This is a genomic window from Desulfomonilaceae bacterium (assembly GCA_041662605.1).
GTDB lineage: Bacteria > Desulfobacterota > Desulfomonilia > Desulfomonilales > Desulfomonilaceae > CAJBEZ01.
Genome location: JBAZSD010000028.1, coordinates 1 through 22,466 on the forward strand (window position 1 = coordinate 1; position 22,466 = coordinate 22,466).

Below are 22,466 nucleotides of genomic sequence, written 5' to 3' on the forward strand. Positions count from 1 at the left end.
GCAACTTCCCTTTACGGAACATGTTCATGCCAAGCTCCATGTCTTCCATAAAGGTCTTGGTTCTAAATTTATACATTCCCACGAGAAAAAGCTCATAGACACGACCGAAATACTTGACCGTGTCCATGAAAGTCTTGTGAAATATGGCTACCTTGGGATCGGTCAAGGTTCCCTTGTTCCTCAGGACACTGTGCCTGATCGGATCAAGGAGTCCCGGCACGTCAATGCCGTTTGGGCATCTTGCCCCACAGGTGTGGCAGGTCAAACATAGCCAGATACTCTTGGACTGGATTATCCTGTCCACATCTCCCAATACGGCCAGACGAACAAGCTGATGGGGCAACAGGTCCATGTCAGGGGCAACAGGGCAGCCTGCGGAACATTTGCCACACTGGTAACACTGATTGATTACTGATACTAAATCCGCCGACATCGGCGAATTCCTCGTTGATGTGGTCGCATTTGCCTGGAGCATTTTGGTCTCCTGTTTCGAAGCTATATATTTCCTAAGTTTATATTCCGACTCGATCTCTTTATGACAGTAAAGGACGCCTCCCATTTCCGCTCAGGCTTAAGAAGCCTCTTTGACCAGCAAAGTGTCAATCTCAGCGAAAACCTGATCATCCCTGAAATGTTGGAGATCGATCGCGTTGCCCGGACAAACGGATGAACATATCCCACATCCCTGACACAAAGCAGGCACTATTTCAGCCTTGTGGTCCTCATTGATAAACGGAGCGCCGTAAGGACATAACCGCACACATGTCAGGCACACTGCGCATTTATCGGGGTCAACCTTCGATATGACTCCCGGGAACGTCAGTTGTTCCTGACTGATCAATATTGACGCCCTTTGGGCGGCGGCCGTCGCCTGCGCGATAGACTCATCGATCGGTTTTGGATAATGCGCCATTCCGGCCAGAAAAACGCCCTCAGTGGTGAAATCCACTGGTCTAAGTTTCATGTGGGCTTCAACAAAATAACCGTATGAGTTTACGGTCACCTTGAAAAGCTGACCCATCTGCTTGTTAGTCTCGGCAGGATCTATGCCCGCAGCCAGAGTCACCAGGTCAGCCATTATGGTCATATCCGTATTAAGCGTAGGATCTTTAACAGTAACCTTGACCTTGTCTCCCGCCAGTTCACACACCGGCTTGCTTTCGGGGTCAAACCTGACAAATATGGCGCCCGTCTTTCTCGATTCAGTGTAAAACTTTTCAAGCAATCCATAGGTCCTTAGATCCCTGAACAGAATGTATATTTTCGCGTCGGGGTTTATTTCCCGCAACCGACTAGCGAGACGGACTGAACCCGAGCAACAAACCTTTGAACAGTAAGGTCTCTCTTCATCCCTGGAGCCAACACATTGAATAAAGACGGCGTTCTTTATATTCTTAAGGGTGGGGTCGCCGGCCATTATCCTTTCTTCGAGGGAGTGCTGAGTCTCGACAGCCTTGCTTTCTCCAAAAAGATATTCCTTAGGCTTGGATTCGGCGGCGCCGGTCGCAATGACAGCGACACCAAAATCGATGACTTTTTCGCTCCCGTTTCCATTAATAATGGAGCCTTTGAAATGGCCCACATGGCCTGACAGGTTTGTGAATGATGAGTTCTTGAAGACCTCTATCTTCGGGTGGTTCTCGACTCTGTTGATCAGTCCGTCCATGAACGGCTTGATCGGCTCGCCCTGAATCGTCCGTTCGATAAAAAGGGCGTTTCCTCCGAATTTTTCGCTTTTTTCAACGAGGTAGGTATAGAAGCCCTGATCCGCAAGATTGAGAGCCGCTGTCATGCCGGACACTCCGCCACCAAGAATAAGGGCGTCATGAACGACATCCATCTTTGATTTCTGCAACGGAGCCAGACGCCTCGCTCGGGCGATTGCCATTCTGGCAAGGTCCATGGCCTTCAATGTGGCGCCTTCCTTGTTATGAGCGTGAACCCATGAGCACTGGTCCCGGATATTGGTCATCGTAAAAAGGTAGGGATTCAGTCCGGCCTTTTCCATGGTCAATTGAAACATTGGCTCGTGTGTTCTGGGACTACATGCGGAAACGACCACACGGTTGAGGTTGTGATCTCTTATAATTTCCAGAAACTGCTCTTGGGTGTCCTGAGAGCATGTGAACAATTTTTCATCTGCAAAAACCACATTCGGCAGTGTCTTTACGTGTTCAACTACCCGTGGAACATCAACGACATTCGCGATGTTTATTCCACAACGGCATATAAAGACACCGATTCGTGGTTCTTCTCCGGAGACATCTCTCTGGGGAGGAAATTCCTGCTTGATCGCAAGGGTGTTCCTGGCCGCGGCAAGAAGCTTGGAAGAAGCCCCCGCTGCGGCGGAAGCCTCCATAACGGTTTGAGGAATATCTTTTGGGCCTTGAAACATGCCTGCTACAAAAATTCCAGGCCTGTTAGTGGACACCGGCTCAAACGAAGTGGTCGCAGCGAATTTGGATTCGTTCAGCCCAATCCCTAGCTTGTTAGCCATTTCAATGGACTGTTCCGAGGTCTTGAGTCCTACTGCAAGCACAACCATATCAAAGGTTTCGGTTACGAATTTCTGATCCTCATCAACGTAAGTGATTTGAAGATTATGGGTCAATGGATCTTCTACAACTCGACTCACCATGGATCTGATGAAACGCACGGCGCCTGAATCTTTGGCTCTTTCATAGTAGGCGTCAAAATCTTTACCGTAAGCTCTGATATCCATATAAAAAATTGTGGGTTCGATGTTGGTGTCGTGTTCCTTGGCAATAACGGCTTCTTTAATCGACGCCATACAGCATATCGAACTACAGTGCGGCATTCCCTTCTGGGCGTCCCTGGATCCGACACACTGAATCCAGGCTACCTTTTTGGGGTGTTTGTCGTCAGATGGCCTCTTGACTTCACCGGCGTTTGGCCCCGACGCGCTGAGCATTCGCTCAAATTCCATGTTAGTCAGTACGTTAGGCGCCACGCCATACGAAAATTCGCCTCTGATCTTACTGGGGTCGATCATTTCGTAGCCGGTTGACAGGATAACAGAACCGACTTCTACATCCATGAAAGAGTCTTCCATCGAATGGTCAATAGCCTGAGCCGGGCATGCTTTAACACATTCCATGCACTCGGAACAAACGCCGCAATTGAGACAGCGATTCGCCTCTCTCTGGGCCTCTTCTTCAGCTAGAGCCAGTTCAACCTCCCGGAAGCCTTTTCTTTGGGATGGTTCTATCTCCGGGTTAACGGCCCTGGGTTCGGTTTTGATCTCTTCCGGGATTGGAGGGTATTCCGGATTCTCGGGATACTTGACCGGTCGCCCTTCCGCCAGATCCATTCCATTAATAAATCTGTGGATAGACTCAGCGACTTCCTTTCCCGCCGCCACCGCCTCTACAACGGTAGCCGGACCGGAAACAGCGTCTCCTCCAGCGAATACTCCCTCTATAGAAGTAGCGAATGTGACCTTGTCACATTCAATGGTGTTTTTTCTGGTTTGGCTTAAAGATCCGGCGGTATCCCAAAGGCTCGGGTCAATGACCTGCCCTATGGCCGGGATAATGGTGTCAGCGTTTACAACATACTCGGATCCCACCACTGGAACGGGTCGTCGTCGACCGCTTGCGTCGGGTTCACCCAATTCCATACGGACAGCCTTAAGCCCAGTGACTTTTCCGTCTGACACTACAACCTCAACAGGAGCAGCAAGAAATTCGATCTTGACTCCTTCTGCGAGAGCGGCGTGAACTTCTTCCTCGAAGGCTGGCATTTCCGCCCTTGATCTTCGGTAAAGAATTGTTGATTCCGCTCCGAGCCGAACAAGGGTTCTCGCAGCGTCAACGGCTACATTTCCACCACCGATGACAACCGCTTTCTTGACGCCTTCGAACTTTTTCCCCAAAGCCGCGTCTTTCAGAAAATCTACTCCCTGAATCACACCGGTAGTGTCTTCGCCGGGTATCGCCAGTCGAGCGCCTTTCTGGCAGCCGACTCCGAGGAAAACGGCCTTGAAGCCCTGGTTTTTAAGGTCTTCTATAGTGAAGTCCTTACCAAGAGCGGAGTTGGTTTTTGCCTCGACTCCGAGACTCAGGATGTGGTTGATTTCTTTTTCTAGGATATCTCTGGGCAGTCTGTATTCGGGGATTCCTACCCGTAGCCATCCTCCCATAACGGGAGCGGCCTCAAATACGGAGGCCTTGTAGCCTTTTAGAGCAAGATAATAGGCCGCGGAAAGACCAGCAGGGCCGGAACCGATTATAGCGACCTTTTCATCACGAGGAGTAATTTCCGGAACATTCAGCGTCGAGTAGTCCACCTGATCAGCCGCAAATCTCTTTAACTTGCATATTGATATGGGCTGGTCTTTTTCCGCTCTCCTGCAAACCTTTTCACAAGGGTGTGGACATACCCTACCCAAAACTCCGGGGAGTGGGAGGTTCTCATAGATCAGCTCAACAGCCTCCTTATACTTCCCTTTGCTTATCAACGCCACGTAACCCTGAGCGTTGATATGCGCGGGACACGCCATGACGCATGGAGCCCTGTCGGCCTTATCTATTACGAAAGTCTGAGGAATTGTCTGCGGGAATAATCGATAGGTTGCGGAGCGTTTGCTCAAATCCTGATCAAAGCTGTTAGGGACTTTTACGGGGCATGCGGTAGCGCAATCCCCACATGCCTTGCAGCGGTCTTTTCGAATATATCGGGATTTTTGCCTGATGCGGACCTTGAACCTGCCTGCGTCGCCCTGGATATCGTCAACCTCGCTATAGGACAAAAGCTCAATATTAGGGTTTTGGCCCACGGTAACCAGTTTGGGAGAAAATATACAGGTGGAGCAGTCGTTTGTGGGGAAGGTCTTGTCGAGTTGAGCCATCCTGCCACCAATACCTGTCTGACTTTCTACCAGGTAGACCTTATAACCTGATTCAGCCAGGTCTAAAGAGGCCTGAACACCTGCTATGCCGCCTCCGACGACAAGAGCGGCGCCTACAACATCCTTCGGTTGGGCCATAATTATCTCACTTTCCCAATTTTGTTATGCGTGTTTGGATGAAGAATTCTATCTTTTTTATCAGCATGCTTTGAGTGTGTCAACTATTCACGGCGCACGGCCGTGTTGATTATTTGCCTATGATTCTAGGCTTTCCCGTATCATTTTTCTGGTTTGAGACAAAAATTCCCAGTTAACCTCCGGCTCAGCTACGGGCAGCAGAGAACAGTTCTGAAAAAGCGGTTCGGTCTCAATCGGATACCTGCTTGTCTTTACCGATTGAGGCCACAATGTCGAACCTGGAATTGGGGAATATTCGGCCAGTCTGGGATAAGCTCCGGCGTTAAGCGCTTCTTCAACATCACGCTCAATTTCAAGTCTGGACTGTCCCGGCAACCCAACCAGTATATAGGCGCCTACATCCAAACGGCCAAATCCGGCTTCTCTTAAACATCCAACTGCCCTGACAAAGTCGCTCCATGTAGTCTTTTGTCCCGAAATCAAGTGAAAATCGTCCGAAGCGCTCTCCAATCCCAGCCTTATAGTCTTAAAACCCGCCTTTTTCATAGATAACGCCACCCTGGGATTTATCTCCGATACATGAAGGCCATTGGGGGTATGCCATTTCAGTTGGGGACTAGAGGAAGCGAAAGCGCCGAGGATAGGTAGGGCGTGTTTGTCTGCGGCGCAGAGAAAAGCGTCGTCATACAAGACGATCTCATCCACTCTATACTTGGCTACGTTTGCTTCAATCTCGGAAATCACCTCGGCCGGTTTTCTACGGCGATACTCCGGCTGGACTATCCTGGAAGCGCAATAAGCGCATCGGTAAGGGCAGCCTCGAGATGTCAACAAAGGGATAAAACGCACTGACCTCAACAGATCGAGATCAGGAGAGAAACCTAAATCAGCCTTGATCTGGCTCCTTTTCGGCTCAAGTGATGTCCAGCGGAATAACGCTTCATTCAGGGAAAATTCGCCAGGCCCCGGTGAAACTTCATCCACACGAATGGTTTTTCTTGCGTGGTCAGGCATTAATGACGCATAAACACCCCCGAGGATTATGGGCGTTCCTTCAAAAACGGCTCTTAGCAGTTCCACCGTTTCAGCCAGGCCGGTGTGCCAATATGTCATTAATGATGAGACAACTATTGCTGAAGGACGTTCCAGGTTTTCGAGATCGTTCCTTATTTCATCGATATCTACCCCGTACCTGGAAAAACTTCTCGGGACGGATTTCAAAGGCTCCGGTTTTTCCAGCGGAGTCTTATGGAATTTGCCCCTAGACCCGGCGGAACTCCCAGCCGCGCGGAGAGATGGATGATCCGGATCTACACAATCCACCAACATTGTCTCCCAGCCGTTTTCACGTAACATTGACCCTAGAACCATCAAACCAAGAGGCTTGGCCCAAAGATCGTAGGCTGCGAAGTCGTGAATCCATGGGTTTACTAAGAGAATACGGGGACGTCTCATGTCAGCGGCGCCTCATGACTTTCTTTTTTGCGCCTATTAGTTTAAGAGTATGCTGTTTAAAAAAGTCAAGCGCTCTGAGAGATTAGGCCAAGAGACGGCCGGCCGCAGTCTGTAAATCTTGTCTTTCGGCAAGCCCCAGGCAACTAGGTGCGGCTATTAACAACGTTTATTTTTCCTCTAGAGAGTGAAAATTGGAGGTTTAACAGGTGTTAGGTCTCAAAGATTTAATAGAACAGGCCCAGGGAGTTCAATCCAAGATCAGGGAAACGCAGGAACAATTGGCGGACCGTTCAGTCGTAGGAAGTTCAGGCGGAGATATGGTGAAGGTTGAGGCCAATGGGATACAGGAAATACTGTCGATTTCAATTGAATCAGAACTCCTTGTTGCGGAAGACAGGGAAGTGTTGGAAGACTTGATAGTCTCAGCCGTAAATGACGCTCTTCAGAAATCTCGTGAGATGGCTGCCGAAGAGATTGCAAAGATATCCGGAGGACTCAGGATACCTGGTCTGACATAATCGTCATGTGATTTTAGTTGTGAGGTAAGGCTGAGTTGATCAGTCCGTTGGAAAAACTGATAAAATGTCTAAAAAAGTTTCCGGGAGTGGGCGAGAAGACGGCTACTCGATACGCTTTTTTCATCCTTAACGCCAATCCCCGGGAGACCGAAGACCTGGTCAAAGCGATCGAAACTGTGAAAAGGGATCTAAGGCTCTGTTCGAGGTGCTTCCATCTCACGGATCAGGATTTATGTGACATTTGCAGGGATCATCGTCGTGATCAATCGCGAATATGTGTCGTTGAGAGCCCTCTTGATCTAATGGCTGTTGAGAAATCAGGTCAATTCAAGGGTGTCTACCATGTCCTGCATGGGGTCATGTCGCCCCTGGATGGAATAGGGCCAGGAGAAATTCGGTTACATGAGTTAGTCGGTAGAGTGAAACAAAATGGTATCAATGAAGTAATACTAGCCTTGAATCCTACCGTAGAAGGTGAGGCCACCTCGTCGTTCATCAGAGATCAATTAAAGGAAACCGGAGTCAGTGTTTCAAGGATAGCTTACGGTATTCCTGTTGGAGGATCGCTGGAATATGCGGATCCTCTCACGTTGTTCAGGGCCTTCGAACACAGAACGAAAATTTAAACAATCCGAAATAGTTGGTGATATGTCAGGTAAAACAATATGGTTTACGGGGCTTTCGGGTTCAGGAAAATCGACCCTTGCCAAGGCTCTAAAGGATATTCTTTGTTCTAGGAATCAGTCTGCGGTTCTTCTGGATGGGGATATTCTGCGCTCCGGGTTGAACAGAGACCTTGGTTTTTCAGCTACTGACAGGGCTGAGAATATCCGTAGAGCTGGAGAAATAGCAAAAATTCTAAACGATTTAGGACATATTGTGTTCGCCGCGTTTATAACCCCTGTAGAAACGCTTCGCCAGGCTGTCAGATCCATTTTTGATCCGTCTGAATTTGTTGAAATCTACCTGGATTGTCCTGTTTCAGTCTGCGAGGGACGGGATCCCAAGGGCCTATACGCTAAAGCCAGAAAGGGCCTCATTAAAGAATTCACCGGGATTTCCGCGCCTTTCCAGCTCCCGCAAAGTCCCGATCTAGTTGTGAATACTGATCGTTTTAATTTGGACGAATCGATTGACCTGGTTCTGAATTTCATAGAAAGACAATTCCCTGAAACCAGGTCAGGCGCTTTCCAGTCACGGCAGAAAAAGGACTCGACCAGAAAAGTCGCCGTAATTGGGCTTGATTGCGCGCCACCAAGCATAGTCTTCAATGACGCCTATGGTTTGACAAACATCAAATCGCTTATGAAACATGGCGTGTGGGGTTCGCTGAAATCCACTGATCCCCCAATTACGATCCCGGCATGGACTACTATTACCACCGGTTACGATCCTGGCGAATTGGGTTTATATGGATTTCGGAACCGTTTGAGCCACAATCAATATGACCTGGTTACAGTGAATTCAACTCATGTAAAGCGCCCAAGAGTTTGGGACCACCTCGAGGAATCTGGAAAGAGATCCATAATAATAGGAGTTCCACAGACATTTCCTGCGGTCCCACACGCTGGGATTACGGTATCCGGATTCCCTGCCCTGGAGAATTCGGAGGATTTTTGTTACCCCCGGGGTTTGATGGGTAGTCTCTCATGTTTGGGGGATGGGGAGTATCTCGCGGATATTAAGGATTTCCGATCCGCGCCTAGAGAAAGATTGATTTCTCAGCTTTACAGCATGGTTGATAGCAGGTTCAAGGTGGCTCAAGAACTGCTGCTGAAGGAAGAATGGGATTTCTTCATGATGGTGGAAATTGCTACAGATCGCCTGCATCACGCGTTCTGGGGTAATCATCACGCGCCCGATGGCAAAAGAGATTCTGGGAATAGTGGGCAAAACAACCCAATACCAGAATTCTATAAATATCTTGATGACAAAATTGGCGGGATTCTTGGATTTCTCGACGATGACACTACGGTGATTATAATTTCTGACCATGGCGCAAGAAGTTCAACGGGTGGGTTTTGCATTAATGAATGGCTGATTCGCAAGGGTTTGCTGACTCTTAAGGAACCTCCCGCGGGTGAAACGAAATTGAGCGAAGAGCTTATCGATTGGGACAAAACACTCGTGTGGAGTGAAGGTGGGTACTACGCACGCATCTTCATGAACGTCGAAGGCCGCGAGCCTCGGGGTATCATCAAGAAATCCGAATATGAAAGTTTCCGTGACTATTTGCGAGATGAACTCATAATGACATCTGAACCGGGTGGGTATAAATTGTTCAACACAGTGCTAAAGCCGGAGGATCTGTACCAGGATGTTAAGGGGGTTCCTCCTGATCTGATGGTCTATTTTGATTCGTTAAACAGGCGGTCAATCGGCGCTGTGGGTATGAAAGACATTCTGACGAAAGGTGAAATTGATGGTTTGGACTCGTGTAATCACGATCCGGAGGGGATTTTCATAGCTACCAGACTCAGCGACTTGCGCAACGGGTCAATGACGGATGTTCAGTTAACCTATGCGTCATGTATTGACATAACCCCCACCATACTTGCGGAATATGGTCTGGAAATTTCAAAAGAATTTCAAGGGAGTGTTATTCCCATTGGGCAGAATGTTTGCAAGACATCCAGCCGCCTGGAAATTCATGAAACTTTTTCGTCGTCTTCTAAGAATAGGTTCGAGGATAAGGGGTTTACTGACGAAGAAGAAGAAATTGTCAAGAAACGACTGTCGGACCTGGGATATATTTGATCGGTCCCTCTAATGCCGTTTTCTTATGGCACAATTGAGAGTTCTCGAAAGACGCAAAAGCCGCTCATCCGCCTGATGGGATGAACGGCTTTTACGCTCTACGGTTTTACCGCCAGGAACCAGGTTAAGTATTAGCGCTTTTTCTCTGTCGCTTTTTCCTTTTTGTCCTTCTTGGGACAAAGTTCCTTCTTGGATTTTTCAGCGTCGTCTTTCTTGTCAAAAGGTCCGGCTATGGATTTTGGTGTTTTTTCCTTAGCCTGTATCACCTTGCAAACGCCCTTGGTGTCTTTGACAACGAACCACTTTTTGTCGGCTGCGAAAGAAGAAACCGACACAAAAGTGAACGCCATGAACACCGCTAAAGCCACAAAAAGTTTTAAAAAGCTCCGGTTCATTATTAGCCTCCATCGGTCTAAAATAACTGTGAAAAGCGTCTAACACGAATGATAATGATCTGCAACAACTAAAATGACGATACTCTAAAATTAAGTCGATTCACTTGCGTCGGCTCCAAAGTAGTCGAACTTATAGCTCATTATTGTCGCTCCCTGATCCGAGAGGGCTTTTTCGACCACCGACCTTTTCCCCGGAGGCGCTAAAGTAATCAGACATCCTCCTCCCCCTGCTCCACAAACCTTGCTCGCTAACGCCCCTGAAGAGTGGGCCGCTGAAATCATGGCGTCAATCGTGGGATTGCTGACGCCGGGAGCCAGAGAACGTCGGATATTCCACTCTTTATCGACCAGTAAACTCAACTCCTGCCAGTCCCCTACCTCCACGGCTTTGGAGACCTCCAGGGCGACTGTTCTAATTTCCATCAGTTTCGTCCTGGTCGGCTGGTCTCCATCAATGAAATTCTTGGTAATTTCCCAATTGTTCATTCCCGAAAAACGCCCTCCTCCAGTATAGGATAGAATGATCATCTCCTCGAGCTGGAGCATATTAGTGTGTGATTCGCGAAAGCCCCTGCGTTCATAACCGTTGAATCCGAAATTAATTACGGATAACCCACCGTAAAGGGCGGCGATGTGGTCCTGTTTTCCCGCTGGGACACCGATAAGCGCTGTTTCAATATCAGCGGAAATCTGAACTATCTTGTTTGGGTCCATTTCCTCATGGCGAATTTTAAGTAGCCCCAAAATCATGGCTACGGTAAGAGCGCTGGACGCTCCCAGTCCTGACCCCGGGGGCGCAGAATTGTTTGTCGTAACACTCAAGCCTTTCGAAGGAGGAAATTGCCGGAGTGTCAAGCCCAAAAGGCCCAGGGGACCGTTAGTCGGCAAATTTTCAAGACTGTCGGTTTCAAAAGATTCCCCCAGATCTTCGGATCGTAGCTTGAAGATTTGCTGATCCGTAGACTGCAAGGTTACGCGGCTAAGCACATTAACCGCTATATTGACAGTACATCCCCCACTCATCAACAAATACAGGGGGTAGAGGTCTGTTGTGCCCCCCGCCAAATCGATCCGGTTCGGAGCGCTGACTTCGACGCGCATTTTAATAACCCAAGTCTTCGGGAATAATGATAACCGTCATGTCTGTGAGCATTGGACGCCTGTGGATGATACTTGTTATCCGGCAAATTCGTTCAGGAGAATCACAATCCATGCAATAGCCACTTTTTACACATGGTGTTTTTCGATTCAGGCTCATGGCTCTAATCGGAGCCGCAACCTCTTCTATCCTTGCTATTGCCGATTCCAAATCGGGGGTAATTTTGTTCTTGCCAATTACAACAACAACTTTTTTGGGGCCAAAGGTCATGGCGTTAGTTCTATTGCCGCAACCATCGCGGTTCACTATTTCTCCATTCATTGTTACTGCGTTGGAGGATGTGAGAAAAAGGTCCACCCTGCCTTGATTCTTTCTGCATTCGACCTCTTCGGGTGTGCCGGGTTTGAATTTCCAGTGATCCGACATGGCTTTGCCCGCTTCTTCCAGTTTGGGTAAAACCCCCAAAGCCCGAACTGTGTGGGTGCCCGCTACTCCCACCGAGGAGCAGTCTTTGGCGATCTCCATTATTTTGTTCGTCGCTTCTTCCTTCGTTTCGGCCAGAATTGCCTTGAAACCGTTCTTTTCGAGGGCGGTCACTGTTGTTTCTAAAATTATCTTCTGATGATTTTTCATAAATTCGTCCATAATCAATCTCCTTTTCATGCCGCATATAGATGTGTCACTAGATCTAATCTATCCCTCAAGGGCTGGGTTTCAAAACTATTTTAACGCTCAGGCTTTTTTTGCGGCGGGTCTGTTCGGTTTTCGGTCTGGTGTCTCAGGCTGCACCATTCATCCGGCTGGGTTCCGGAGAGAAAAGGATCCAGTGTTATCTGAGGACAGGTGGAAGTCGCCCTCAAACCAGATTCTGCGCAAAGTTTTCTAAAAACTAGACCGGTTGGGATACTAAATTCGCTATCCACTCCCAAATTGATTGCGGGAAGCATATCAAGGGCTAGTCTTCGCAAAGCAGGGGAAGACAAGTGGGAAGGCGGGAATCGCAGTAGAACCAGGGCATTTCTGTTGTACGCGACTGACCATGCCCCCATGTTGTCGAACGAAGACAAGACAGAAGGACTCAACAAGAGTTTTTTGGGGCTCTCATTCACATCGTTGAGGCTTGGATGTTCTCTTAGCAGGCTGTTTATTATAAAGAGAACAGAGGGTGGAGTAGGCACACCTATTTTTGAATCAACGGTAGACTGAGCGGGACTACTTCTTCTCGGAGGGCGTCTGCAATTTATCGGCGTTGCAGAGCCTAGGCCTGATAAAATGGAGTAGCTTTGAGCAACTTCCAGAGGAGTCATAGGTTCAATCAATATTTCTGATCCATCGCCAAGGACCGCGTCAATTCGAAATTCTTTGAGAGCGGAAACGATTTTGTCGACTCCTATGACTTTTATGATTTTCCGTAAGAGTTCATCCCTATCTGTCCTGAAAGCTTCGGCAAAAGCCAGCTTCTTGGTCTTTCGGTCGGAAAAAGTTACCTGAGAGGCGATGGTGTATATAGGATCATTCACTTTTTGGGGCTTTAGAGCAGGGGTAAGGGCCATAGGAGAGAACAAGGCCAAATTTCCCCCTCTGCCGTCCCACTTCTCGGAGGAAGGAGTTACGTATACTTTTAGTGAGCCGGTAATGGGAGAGGTCAGGATCACGAAGCTCTGTTGGCCCGGCTCTCCAAGTTTGCGCAATCTAGCCTCGACGCCGGCCTGCATGGCCGGATCCAGCGACGTGGAAATATAATTTTGATATGGAACAGTGTTGGAATAGTTGATCTTCTCCTTTTGTCTCAGGATATCAATGAAGGATCCTGCCTTGGGGGGAGAAGCGCCGGGTTTTAGCATTTGAACCGGTTTCGAAATGGCCTCTTCATAAACGTCGCGTGAAATCTTTCCATGCTTGAAAAGCAAACCTAGAATCATGTTTCGCCGCGTTAGAGTTCTTTGTGGATGTCGAAAGGGGTTGATGACATTCGGAGCCCTAATAATCGCGGCTATCAGCGCGCACTCTGAGACATCGAGCTGTTCAGGAGGTTTGCCAAAGAAATTCCTTGATGCCTCGGACACTCCGAGGACTGGCAGTAGCCCGAAATGACCGAGGTAAACGCGGTTCAAATATGCCTCCAGGATGGTCTTTTTACTGTAGATGGCGTCAGCCCCAACAGAGAGGACTATCTCCAAAGACTTTCTCCAGAGAGTTTTTTCAGGATTGAGCAGCGTCATTCGGATGAGCTGCTGAGTGATCGTGCTTCCTCCCTGCACGTATCTCCTTGCCCGAATGTTTGACACCAGAGCCCTGTACATGGAGATTAAATCAACGCCGCTATGCGAGTAGAAACGATTGTCTTCTGTAAGCAAGATGGAATCTATCAACAACGAGGGAATGCGGGACATTGGGACGGGAATGACCATCTCGGGGATTCCCCCTTTGACAGGAATGACTCCCAATAACTCAGGCTCCAGTTGAAAACTTGTAACCTCCTGCAGGGAGCGCATTAAGCGTATGGATTTGATGGTGTCGTCGTCGAGCAGTAGCGTTACCGGACCCTCAATAGGGCCATCACCAACAAACGGCGAATACCGAAGGAAAATCTTGACGTCTGATCCGGAGCGGCCCCATTGGCCAATGTTGGGAGCCAGAGAGTCACTTTTGGTGTAGCCCAGACGAGCTAATCGATTATAAAGCTGAAGATCACCGAGATTGTCACCGACCCTAACGGATTCAGGCGCGCCGAATACCATCATGGGCCATCGCTGAAACTTTATCTCAAAGGTCCAGACAATGACCAAGCTAACTAGAACAGCAGTCAAGAAGAAACAGATCAACAGGAACATCAGGGTTTTCTTGAAAAACATTCGGACCGGACTTGTCGATCTGGAATTCATTTCAGTGTAGTTATAAAACCGGATTTATCCGCGCTGAAATCTGAATTTGAAGCCTCCACTAGATGTTTGGGCGCTCGGATGGGCCGTGGCTGATTCAAGAATTAGTTTTTTGACATGAGGGTCGTTACCGCACGGTCCAAACCATCCAAGGTTAGTTCAAACATTGGAAAAATTGAACCTATCACGCCAATAGTTCTCGTGAGGGGCCACAATCTGGACGGGGTTGGGTTAAGCCAAGCGACTTTAGGAAACAAATGGGCAAGAAGATTCAATCGATCAATGCTCGGTAAACCGCTGCGCTCCTCAATGTGGATGGATCCATCAGTAGCCATTAGTTCATAGGGCGCCATGCTTGCGTCCCCGACCACAATTAATCTGGACTGTCTATCCCAGGTAGAAAAATCCTGTACTCTCTGGGGCTTGTATCGTCGTGGAGGATCTTCCCATACGAAATCGTATATAGTGTTGTGAAAGAAGAAAACCTTGATATCCTTAAACTGCGCTCTGGCGTAGTTAAACAGTGTCTGGACGAGTTCTATATACGGGTCCATTGACCATCCGCCATTGTCAATCATCAGGATAATCTTCAGCTTGTCACGAAGGCTTCGATCAAAGACTATTTCAATTTCACCCGCATTGTGTGTAGTCGCGCGAATTGTCTCATCCACATTTACCTGGTCCTTGGGGCCTACGGGAATCATGCGGCGGAGCCTTTTGAGAGCTTCTCCCATCTGCGCCTGCGTCAATGGCGCGTCTAGAGAATAGTCCTTGTATCTTCTGTCAAGAGCGACCTTGACTGCGCTCTTGCTCATGGATTGGCCACCAACCCTCATTCCGCCGGGGTGGTAACCCGAGTGACCGACCGGCGAGGTTCCTCCGGTACCGATCCATTTGCTTCCTCCGTGATGTGCCTCATTCTGTTCTTTCAATCGGTCGAGAAAGTATTTCATTAATTCGTCAGGAGACATGGACTGAATTTTTTCTTCGGACAGTCCTAACGCTCTCGCCAAATCTTCGGGATGCTGCAGCCATTCAGCAAGAAGCTCTCTGGCGGCCGCGTCCAGGTCAATGCCTTTGAAATCCGGCAGTTCGGCGCCCTGAAAAAAATGGGCGAAAACTCTGTCATAAATGTCAAAGTATCTCTCGCTCTTGACCAGAGTCGATCGAGCCGCAGTGTAAAAGTCATCAAGCCCGTTCACAAGACCAAGAGACAGCGCTTGATGAAGCCTGAGAAACGATGTTGGGGAAACAGGAACGCCTGATTCCCTAAGAATATAAAAGAAATCGACAAACATACTAATTTACCTGAACCTGTCGTGTTTCACAGTTAAGACCGGAGTCTGCGCGACTGTTGCACGGATAATTGATAATCGGAACTCTTCTTGAACAGAATTCCGAGATAAGGGATCTTTCCTTGAATCAAGTCCTTTGGTCGAAAATCCGGGTCCTTTTTAAGGGCGCGAACCCAGTTGATCAGCTCCCGTGTGGCCGGTTTCTTTTCTATTCCCTGAAAATCGCGCAATTTGTAAAAAGTTTTTACAGCTATGTCCATGAGATCTTCATCGAGATCAGGGAAATGGACGTTAATGATCTTGCGCATCATGTCGGGGTCCGGGAAAGCGATATGGTGAAAATTGCATCTCCCGAGGAATGGATCTGAAAGGTCCTTCTTAGCGTTGGAAGTGATGATGATAACAGGCCTGTTCTTGGTTTTAGTGGTCTTGTCGATCTCCATGATATCGAATTCCATCTGGTCGAGAACATCCAGCATGTCGTCCTGGAAATCGGTGTCAGCCTTGTCTATTTCGTCAATTAACAGGACCACTCTCGTGTCGGATACGAAAGCTTGGCCGATTTTACCCATTCGGATGTATTCCTCAATGTTACTCACATCCCTTTTGGAATCTCCGAATCGGCTGTCGTTAAGACGCGTGAGAGTATCATATTGATATAAGGCGTCGACGAGCTTGAGGCTCGATTTGACGTTCAGGATGAGAAGAGGCATCTTTTGAGACTCAGCAATGGCATGGGCCAGCATGGTCTTGCCCGTTCCCGGTTCGCCCTTCAAAAGCAACGGCATTTCCAGCGCAATGGAGATATTCACTATCTTGGCCAATTCTTCATCCAACACGTATTTGGATGCGCCGGCGAAGAATAGAGAGGTAGAATCAAGAGGCATAAATTTGGGCTCCTTCTTTTTTCCGAATAGATTTAAGAAAAACATAATCGTGAATTTCCGAAAAAGTAGACAGCGTTCTTTTAAATGTATCCCCGTAGGGATTGGATTGTAAATTTTTATTACTGTTTGTGTTAAAGAGTCAACAACCATCTTCTGTATGGAAGTTTGGGGTTAACGAGGAAAGAGGACGTAATCGCTGAATAGACCGTGAATCAGGCCGAATGTGTCAGGACACTTTTTTGACTTGACATCCGACTTAAAGGCTGGCTAAGTTACGACAGTCAATTGTGAGGCAAGGATTTGTAAATTCGGACGTTTCAAGGCGTGAAAAAAAGGGTTGACAACCTTGCGGATTTCTGTAATAAAGTTAAAACACATGCAGAGCTATATTTTTTGGAGGCTATCCAAATATGGTATTAAAGCTTCCTTTGGAAAGGATTGATGAAAGGAGGATGAGGGTATGGTTAAGAGAACATTAGTCGTTCTCGGTGTTTTGTCTCTGACGCTGATGGTGGCGGGGACTTCATTCGGCTTTATCGGTGGTGGTGGTTGTGGTACCCAATGTGGTGGGCCGTTGTATGTTCCTGTTGATTGTCCTGACATGGGTGTCGCCAAGACCATAGTTAAGACTTGGCAGTGCAAGATTGAGGGTCCGTGCCCTGCGCCTACGCCGGCTTGCGGTTCATCATGCAAGACTGGGCCAAGACCTGGTATGTTGTGCTCATTGTTGACTGCTGTCGCTCACCCGTGTGAAATGTTATTCGGCGGTTTTGATGGCGTATATGGCTGCTTCCCTGGCTTTGGCGGCGGCGCTGGCGGTGGAGACAGGGGCTGTGGTTCCCCGTTTGGTGGCGGTTTTGGTGGGGTATTTGGTTCCGGCGCGGCAATGCTGTCCGGTGATTCCACCATTTTTGGAGCTCTATGGTAAATCGTGAGACCATAACCTTGTGAGAAAAACAATACATAGGGCCGGACTCGGTGCCCGGTCCTATTGATTAAATCCACAAGCGTTGAACTGATGAATAATTCAGCATGGTTAGATCGGTTTATGGTAGTAAAAAATCCTTGACAACTCTTCAAATTTGAGTTAACAATAGCGCAAAATATACGCGCTAGATTTTACGAAATATAATCTTGATGTCCGGTTTGTAAACTGGAACGTCTTGAATGAAAGGAGGATGAGGGTATGGTTAGAAAATCCGTTGTAGCTCTTGGAATCCTGGCTGTGCTAACACTAGGAGTTGGGATGTCCTGGGGTTACACCGTAAGCTCGTGGCCGGTTCCGGGTATCCCGAACACAACTTTTGGTGGAGGATCTTCTTGTCTGAACGTATCTCCTGAAGATGTCACACTGAGGGGTCCTGTCGCTCCCGCTTGTGAACCACCGTTGATTCCGGGTATTATCCATGCGGCTTTGAGTGTTCCTTGTAGGGCTGTTGGTCTTGTCATGTCTCCTATATTCACCGGTAGGCTTATTCCTGGCGAAAGCTGCTGCCCCGTTGAGTTGGACGGCCCGGCTTATGTTACAGCCGCGGTTCCTTGCACACCAGTTAATATTTACACAGCGCCCAGGGGCTGGTAATCTAGAAGTCGGGAATTTATTCCCTGAAAAGGCCGGGCTAACCCCCGGCTTTTTTTGTTCTCCATGATTTCATCACTCCTTGGGAAAACAGTGATCCAACGTTAGCGGCAGCGATCTGAAATGGTTCCAAATACTGGCTAATACAGAATCGTGACGGTGTGTAATCACAAGTCTAAACGGCAGATTATCCACCCTTCGCTGGACAGCATCCAATAAACCTCGGAACATTTGTTGTGCCGGCGGATACCTCCCATGGAGCAATGACGGTAGTCCTTAACGAAGACTTGAGCGTTTGGGGTCACTCGCGGGGAAGGGCAAGAAAAGGGGGGAAATATCAGCCCGGTTTCCCGGAAGTGGCACGCTTGCCTACAACCGACTCCTTGTGCAGGAAAAAAGCAATAATACAGATAAGCGCAGTCACAAACATCAACGATCCACCGAAAGCGAACATGAAGGGCAGCCCGTTGATCTTCCCTATAAAGCCCCAGAGAAGGACGGACAGGTTTATGCCCACTCCAAATGATCCAGTGAACAAGGACACCACGATAGCGCGATTGGCGTCATTTGACTTGTCAACCATCCGAGCCATCATTGCGGGATATGAAAGTCCCTGAGTCGCACCAAATAGTATCCCCAGATATATGGTTTGAATCATGGACTGAATTTGGGACGTCGCTACCAATAGCGCCCCAAAGCCCAGCAAGCAGACAAGGATGAGTCTGTCTCGGTTCATCCTGTCTACGACGTTTCCCAAAACCAGCCTAACGATGATTAATGTCGCGCCGTATGATGTGAAAAAGATGCCGGCCCTAATGCCCAGACTCTTTGCATAAAGGGGAAAAAACGTATTCATGGCTGCAAAGCCCGAACCAAACACCGCAACCAGTGACATCATTGCCACATGCTTTCCCTGAATCACGGTAGGAAAGAATCTCACCTTGGAAACCCTTGACTGAATACAAATAAAAGGTTCCTTGAAAGCCAGCCCCAGGCAGGCCCCGACAATTCCAAAAGTCGCCAAAAGAGCAAAGTATGCGTTGAATCCAAAATGAATTATAACGGTTTCGCCCAGATAAGGCCCAACTGCCACAGCGAGGGAGCCGGATATGCCATATAGACCGATGCCCTGGACTCTCTTATTAAAAGGCAACAGGTCCACGAGAGCGGTAGAGCAGGCATTGAAGCATGCAGCGAAGGCGAGCCCCTGAATTAGCCTGATTATCAGCATCCACGGTGAGTAGTAATGGAACAACATAAACGCAAGATTTGATATCCCAACGACAAATATACCAACTACCATGAATCCCTTCCGCCCGTAGCGGTCAATCAGGGGCGCTATGAAAGGCAACACTCCCAGTGACGTAATCCCCGCGGATGCCATTAGAACGCCTATATCTCCGGTGTTCGCGCCCAGTTCTGATACGAAAATAGATAGGAAACTCCAGGCTGAAACAACCAGGAAAAGAAAGAAGTTTGAGGCGGCGAGGACAAGAAATCGAGTGTTGGTTACAAATTCGAGCATCTGAAAGTGGGTCTAACCTAAATCAGGACCTTGAGGGCCGATTCAACCGGGCCCGCAGGATTTAGGGGCCGTAAAATAATAATAGGCCGAATTCGTATGACGAAATCGGCCTCATCATGTCAGCTCATAAATATTTATAATTAATCAGCTCGGGAAAAGCAACCGAAGCCATGGAATAAGTGACTAATTCCTGTCCTTCCAAAGAAATCGTCTAGGCGTTTTTCCAGATCCAGAATCAGTAGAGTAGGGCGGGACAGAGTTCATCGGCTGCCCGATACCGGGTGCGCCACCAGTAGTGGAATCCTGGGGCGCTTGGTAAGGCTGAACACCGGAGTTGCGACCCGTAATGTCTTCTTCTTTGACTTTGGGAGCTGATTGATCGATCTCTCTCCTCGGCGTTTCCACCGCGGCGCAGCTCAAAAGACCGACGAGAGCAAACAAAATAGTTAGAGATTTAATAAGGTCAATGAACATGACGGCGCTTCTCCATAAAAACATGAGCGGACATATCCATTTCACCTAGCCTCACGCATTTTCCAATAATAGTCAATCTCATAAAACATAACAGATCTATCGCCTCAGTTAGATTCGTTTTTGAGGCTCCGGCGTTCTCATAACCCTAAGAATTCTGTATACGACTACGGCGTTCGTATGGATGGCCAAATAAATAAGCGCACATAATGGAACAAGGAAGCTAATTGGGCTCAGTAATCCTGAAAGCGCTACAAAAGCTGTCCTGGATCCCTTACTTGCCAGAGTGGGACGCCCCAATGCAATCCCTAGGTTGGCAGCCCGAGAGCTGGAATAGCTGATAAGACCGCTACCGATCAGCGCCAATGTGCCCACAATCAAAACGTAACATTGGTCCAGGTTGAGATCATTGCGCAAATTGAAAATGGTTAGCCCGATGACGAGGGTTCCATCCGAATATCGATCCAAGACCGAATCTAGAAAAGCGCCCGCTCTGGTTGCCTGTCCACCAAGTCTGGCAACTTGTCCATCCACGCCATCAAAGACCTGGGCAAGGCCGGCAAAAAAGCCACCCCAAAAACCTGCGCCAGAAGCGAACAGAACCCCTGCGAACATTCCGTTGATCATCGAAAAAACGGTAATCATCCAAGGTTTCAACCAATTCCATTTGATTATCTCATTGGTGATTCTGGACGAGAGGTTAAGTTTGATCCATTTAAGAATAAATCGATCAGTTGGTTTGGTTTTCCAATCTGACGTAACGTTGTCTGGCATAAAATATCCAACCGATCGGACGCACGAACAATTCAAAAGAGAAACATAACTACTATTATGATAATATCAAAAGTCTTTAAGACCTGTCCATCGAAACTATCGGGCCATTAAGGCGAGAGTAGCTTCCTCCCAAATTTATTCTACCTAAAGGAAGAGGATCAATGAGAAAAATCAAAATCGCCATAATCGGTGTCGGCAACTGCTCGAGCGCATTGTTGCAGGGGATTTATCATTATAGCGGTAATTCCCCGGTTAACATAATTGGATTAATGCATCCTATGATTGGGCATTATGAGCCCTCGGACATTGAAGTCGTCGCAGCCTTTGATATAGACGCCCGTAAAGTGGGGAAGGACATTTCGCAGGCGCTGTTCAGCCCCCCAAATTGCTGTGTCCGAATTGTGGATCGTTTACCTGATATGGGAGTGACTGTAGGAATGGGATCAATCCTTGACGGCCTTTCCTCACACATGAGCGATTATCCGGAGGATCGGACGTTTCAATTGTCTTCCGAGAAGGAGGCTTGTCGAGAGGACATTGTTTCGGTTCTGAAGGAATCCCAGGCAGACATAATGCTCAACTATCTGCCGGTAGGCTCGGATCTGGCGTCAAAATTCTACGCGGAATGCGCGTTGTCAGCCGGCTTGGGGTTCATAAACAATATTCCGGTATTCATCGCTAGTGACTCAGTTTGGGAACACCGGTTCAAGATCAGTGGTTTACCAATCCTTGGTGACGACATTAAATCACAGATGGGCGCTACAATTGTTCACCGAGTCCTGTCGGATCTTTTCGCGAAGAGAGGGGTAAAAATTGATCGCACTTACCAGCTTAATGTCGGAGGAAACACTGATTTTCTGAACATGATGAATCGAGACAGGCTTAAATCAAAAAAAATTTCCAAGACCGAGGCAGTTCAGTCCGTACTAGCGGAAAATCTGGATGATTGCAACATTCATGTCGGCCCGAGCGACTATGTCCCATGGCTCAAGGACAACAAAATTTGCTTTGTCCGTATAGAAGGAAGAATATTTGGCGGTATTCCCATAGACCTTGAACTTAGGCTGTCAGTTGAAGATTCTCCTAATTCCGCAGGGGTCGCAGTGGACGCGATTCGGTGCTGCAAACTTGCCCTGGATAATGGAATTGGGGGAGTTCTTGAAGGCCCTTCGGCATATTTCATGAAGAGGCCGCCAGTACAGTTCCCTGACGACGAAGCTTTCAGGTTAACCGAGGCTTTTATCAAAGGGAACAGTAGGTTTGAGCCTTAACTTGGACGTCAGGTTCCAATCTTTGATTAGCGCCGCTATGCTCTTGGGAACCAGGTGCTCCCAGGGTTCGTTTAACGCAATGCGGCGGCGCACTTCTGAACCAGTGATACCTTTTTCGGTCGCGGGTTTTTCCCACAGCACTCTGGTATGCAAACCACCACTCTTGAGAAGCTCCAGTTTTCTTTGACCCCACCTGTCATACACTGTTATGTAAGCCACAGCGCTCATGGGAACGTAATAGCAGTAAGTTTCAGGGGTATTTATCGGAAAAGGAACTATCGAGAAATCCATGCATGAAATTCCGTTTTCCCTCATGACGTATTTGAGCATAACGTAGCGTTCAAAATAGGTAAGGGGGTTCGAAGAAACAAGGCTACGATGAGGATCCGAAGAATCATCCTTGAAATAGGTTGGATCGGGGTTTGTTATGCCGATTACAAGATTGTCGCAGAGAGATTTTCCTGCAAGCACATACTTGAGGTGATCATTATGGAAGACCTGAAAACGACCGATCACAATGCCGGTTTTGTCCAAGGTTTTCTCCGCTAGA

The 22,466-nt window shown here is 48.1% G+C and carries 19 protein-coding genes; 6 read left to right on the forward strand and 13 right to left on the reverse strand.

Annotation, left to right across the window (positions count from 1 at the left end; genetic code table 11):
* The 3 genes from WC647_16885 to WC647_16895 all read right to left on the reverse strand — a co-directional run.
* Positions 1–475: 4Fe-4S dicluster domain-containing protein (locus tag WC647_16885; protein ID MFA6223980.1), on the reverse strand; the 475-nt coding region annotated here is incomplete at its 3' end.
* A gap of 96 nt (positions 476–571) precedes the next feature.
* A complete protein-coding gene (locus tag WC647_16890; GenBank protein ID MFA6223981.1) occupies positions 572–5,008 on the reverse strand; it encodes an FAD-dependent oxidoreductase in 4,437 nt (1,478 codons plus the stop codon).
* Positions 5,009–5,125: 117 nt separating this feature from the next.
* The gene (locus WC647_16895; protein ID MFA6223982.1) at positions 5,126–6,463 is read right to left on the reverse strand and encodes a radical SAM protein; all 1,338 of its coding nucleotides are present in this window, start codon (positions 6,461–6,463) and stop codon (positions 5,126–5,128) included.
* Between the two features lie 206 nt (positions 6,464–6,669).
* Here WC647_16895 and WC647_16900 point away from each other — a divergent pair, with 206 nt between their 5' ends.
* From WC647_16900 to cysC, 3 genes are read left to right on the forward strand one after another with little or no spacing between them, the layout of a single operon-like run.
* Entirely contained in the window at positions 6,670–6,981 is a 312-nt protein-coding gene (locus WC647_16900) for a YbaB/EbfC family nucleoid-associated protein (protein ID MFA6223983.1), read from the forward strand.
* A gap of 35 nt (positions 6,982–7,016) precedes the next feature.
* Positions 7,017–7,607: a recombination mediator RecR gene (gene recR, locus WC647_16905; protein MFA6223984.1), complete on the forward strand. Its 591-nt coding sequence runs from the start codon at positions 7,017–7,019 to the stop codon at positions 7,605–7,607.
* Between the two features lie 22 nt (positions 7,608–7,629).
* Positions 7,630–9,738 (forward strand): adenylyl-sulfate kinase, encoded by a 2,109-nt coding sequence (cysC, locus tag WC647_16910; protein ID MFA6223985.1) that lies wholly within the window; start codon positions 7,630–7,632, stop codon positions 9,736–9,738.
* Between the two features lie 131 nt (positions 9,739–9,869).
* Here cysC and WC647_16915 read toward each other — a convergent pair whose 3' ends face one another.
* The 6 genes from WC647_16915 to WC647_16940 all read right to left on the reverse strand — a co-directional run bounded on the left by WC647_16915 (position 9,870) and on the right by WC647_16940 (position 16,296).
* Entirely contained in the window at positions 9,870–10,133 is a 264-nt protein-coding gene (locus WC647_16915) for a hypothetical protein (protein MFA6223986.1), read from the reverse strand.
* A 90-nt stretch (positions 10,134–10,223) separates the two neighbouring features.
* The gene (locus WC647_16920) at positions 10,224–11,234 is read right to left on the reverse strand and encodes a hypothetical protein (protein MFA6223987.1); all 1,011 of its coding nucleotides are present in this window, start codon (positions 11,232–11,234) and stop codon (positions 10,224–10,226) included.
* 1 nt (position 11,235) lies between these two features.
* Positions 11,236–11,877: a lactate utilization protein gene (locus WC647_16925; protein ID MFA6223988.1), complete on the reverse strand. Its 642-nt coding sequence runs from the start codon at positions 11,875–11,877 to the stop codon at positions 11,236–11,238.
* An 80-nt stretch (positions 11,878–11,957) separates the two neighbouring features.
* Complete coding sequence (locus tag WC647_16930) at positions 11,958–14,087, reverse strand: transglycosylase domain-containing protein (GenBank protein MFA6223989.1); 2,130 nt, start codon at positions 14,085–14,087, stop codon at positions 11,958–11,960.
* Between the two features lie 131 nt (positions 14,088–14,218).
* Entirely contained in the window at positions 14,219–15,412 is a 1,194-nt protein-coding gene (locus WC647_16935) for a hypothetical protein (GenBank protein ID MFA6223990.1), read from the reverse strand.
* 32 nt (positions 15,413–15,444) lie between these two features.
* Positions 15,445–16,296, reverse strand: a complete 852-nt coding sequence (locus WC647_16940; protein MFA6223991.1) for a MoxR family ATPase — start codon at positions 16,294–16,296, stop codon at positions 15,445–15,447.
* A 460-nt stretch (positions 16,297–16,756) separates the two neighbouring features.
* Here WC647_16940 and WC647_16945 point away from each other — a divergent pair, with 460 nt between their 5' ends.
* Positions 16,757–17,224 (forward strand): hypothetical protein, encoded by a 468-nt coding sequence (locus WC647_16945; protein MFA6223992.1) that lies wholly within the window; start codon positions 16,757–16,759, stop codon positions 17,222–17,224.
* A gap of 258 nt (positions 17,225–17,482) precedes the next feature.
* Entirely contained in the window at positions 17,483–17,878 is a 396-nt protein-coding gene (locus WC647_16950) for a hypothetical protein (GenBank protein MFA6223993.1), read from the forward strand.
* Between the two features lie 334 nt (positions 17,879–18,212).
* Here WC647_16950 and WC647_16955 read toward each other — a convergent pair whose 3' ends face one another.
* The 3 genes from WC647_16955 to WC647_16965 form a co-directional block, all read right to left on the reverse strand.
* A complete protein-coding gene (locus tag WC647_16955; protein ID MFA6223994.1) occupies positions 18,213–19,400 on the reverse strand; it encodes an MFS transporter in 1,188 nt (395 codons plus the stop codon).
* Between the two features lie 183 nt (positions 19,401–19,583).
* Entirely contained in the window at positions 19,584–19,874 is a 291-nt protein-coding gene (locus WC647_16960) for a hypothetical protein (GenBank protein MFA6223995.1), read from the reverse strand.
* A 108-nt stretch (positions 19,875–19,982) separates the two neighbouring features.
* On the reverse strand, positions 19,983–20,645 hold the full coding sequence (locus tag WC647_16965) for a CDP-alcohol phosphatidyltransferase family protein (protein ID MFA6223996.1): 663 nt from the start codon (positions 20,643–20,645) through the stop codon (positions 19,983–19,985).
* A 161-nt stretch (positions 20,646–20,806) separates the two neighbouring features.
* On the opposite strand from WC647_16965, the gene WC647_16970 reads away from it, so the two are divergent.
* On the forward strand, positions 20,807–21,916 hold the full coding sequence (locus WC647_16970) for an inositol-3-phosphate synthase (GenBank protein ID MFA6223997.1): 1,110 nt from the start codon (positions 20,807–20,809) through the stop codon (positions 21,914–21,916).
* On the opposite strand, the gene WC647_16975 is transcribed toward WC647_16970, so the two are convergent.
* Entirely contained in the window at positions 21,872–22,450 is a 579-nt protein-coding gene (locus WC647_16975; protein MFA6223998.1) for a hypothetical protein, read from the reverse strand. The two genes, WC647_16970 and WC647_16975, sit on opposite strands and share 45 nt — an antisense overlap.
* Positions 22,451–22,466: the final 16 nt, after the last annotated feature.

Bases quoted from the DNA above. Each gene is read 5' to 3' on its own strand.
- WC647_16890 (MFA6223981.1), bottom strand. From the start codon at position 5,008: ATGGCCCAACCGAAGGATGTTGTAGGCGCCGCTCTTGTCGTCGGAGGC.
- WC647_16895 (MFA6223982.1), bottom strand. From the start codon at position 6,463: ATGAGACGTCCCCGTATTCTCTTAGTAAACCCATGGATTCACGACTTC.
- cysC (MFA6223985.1), top strand. From the start codon at position 7,630: ATGTCAGGTAAAACAATATGGTTTACGGGGCTTTCGGGTTCAGGAAAA.
- WC647_16915 (MFA6223986.1), bottom strand. From the start codon at position 10,133: ATGAACCGGAGCTTTTTAAAACTTTTTGTGGCTTTAGCGGTGTTCATG.
- WC647_16920 (MFA6223987.1), bottom strand. From the start codon at position 11,234: ATGCGCGTCGAAGTCAGCGCTCCGAACCGGATCGATTTGGCGGGGGGC.
- WC647_16925 (MFA6223988.1), bottom strand. From the start codon at position 11,877: ATGGACGAATTTATGAAAAATCATCAGAAGATAATTTTAGAAACAACA.
- WC647_16930 (MFA6223989.1), bottom strand. From the start codon at position 14,087: ATGTTTTTCAAGAAAACCCTGATGTTCCTGTTGATCTGTTTCTTCTTG.
- WC647_16935 (MFA6223990.1), bottom strand. From the start codon at position 15,412: ATGTTTGTCGATTTCTTTTATATTCTTAGGGAATCAGGCGTTCCTGTT.
- WC647_16940 (MFA6223991.1), bottom strand. From the start codon at position 16,296: ATGCCTCTTGATTCTACCTCTCTATTCTTCGCCGGCGCATCCAAATAC.
- WC647_16945 (MFA6223992.1), top strand. From the start codon at position 16,757: ATGGTTAAGAGAACATTAGTCGTTCTCGGTGTTTTGTCTCTGACGCTG.
- WC647_16950 (MFA6223993.1), top strand. From the start codon at position 17,483: ATGGTTAGAAAATCCGTTGTAGCTCTTGGAATCCTGGCTGTGCTAACA.
- WC647_16955 (MFA6223994.1), bottom strand. From the start codon at position 19,400: ATGCTCGAATTTGTAACCAACACTCGATTTCTTGTCCTCGCCGCCTCA.
- WC647_16960 (MFA6223995.1), bottom strand. From the start codon at position 19,874: ATGTTCATTGACCTTATTAAATCTCTAACTATTTTGTTTGCTCTCGTC.
- WC647_16965 (MFA6223996.1), bottom strand. From the start codon at position 20,645: ATGCCAGACAACGTTACGTCAGATTGGAAAACCAAACCAACTGATCGA.
- WC647_16970 (MFA6223997.1), top strand. From the start codon at position 20,807: ATGAGAAAAATCAAAATCGCCATAATCGGTGTCGGCAACTGCTCGAGC.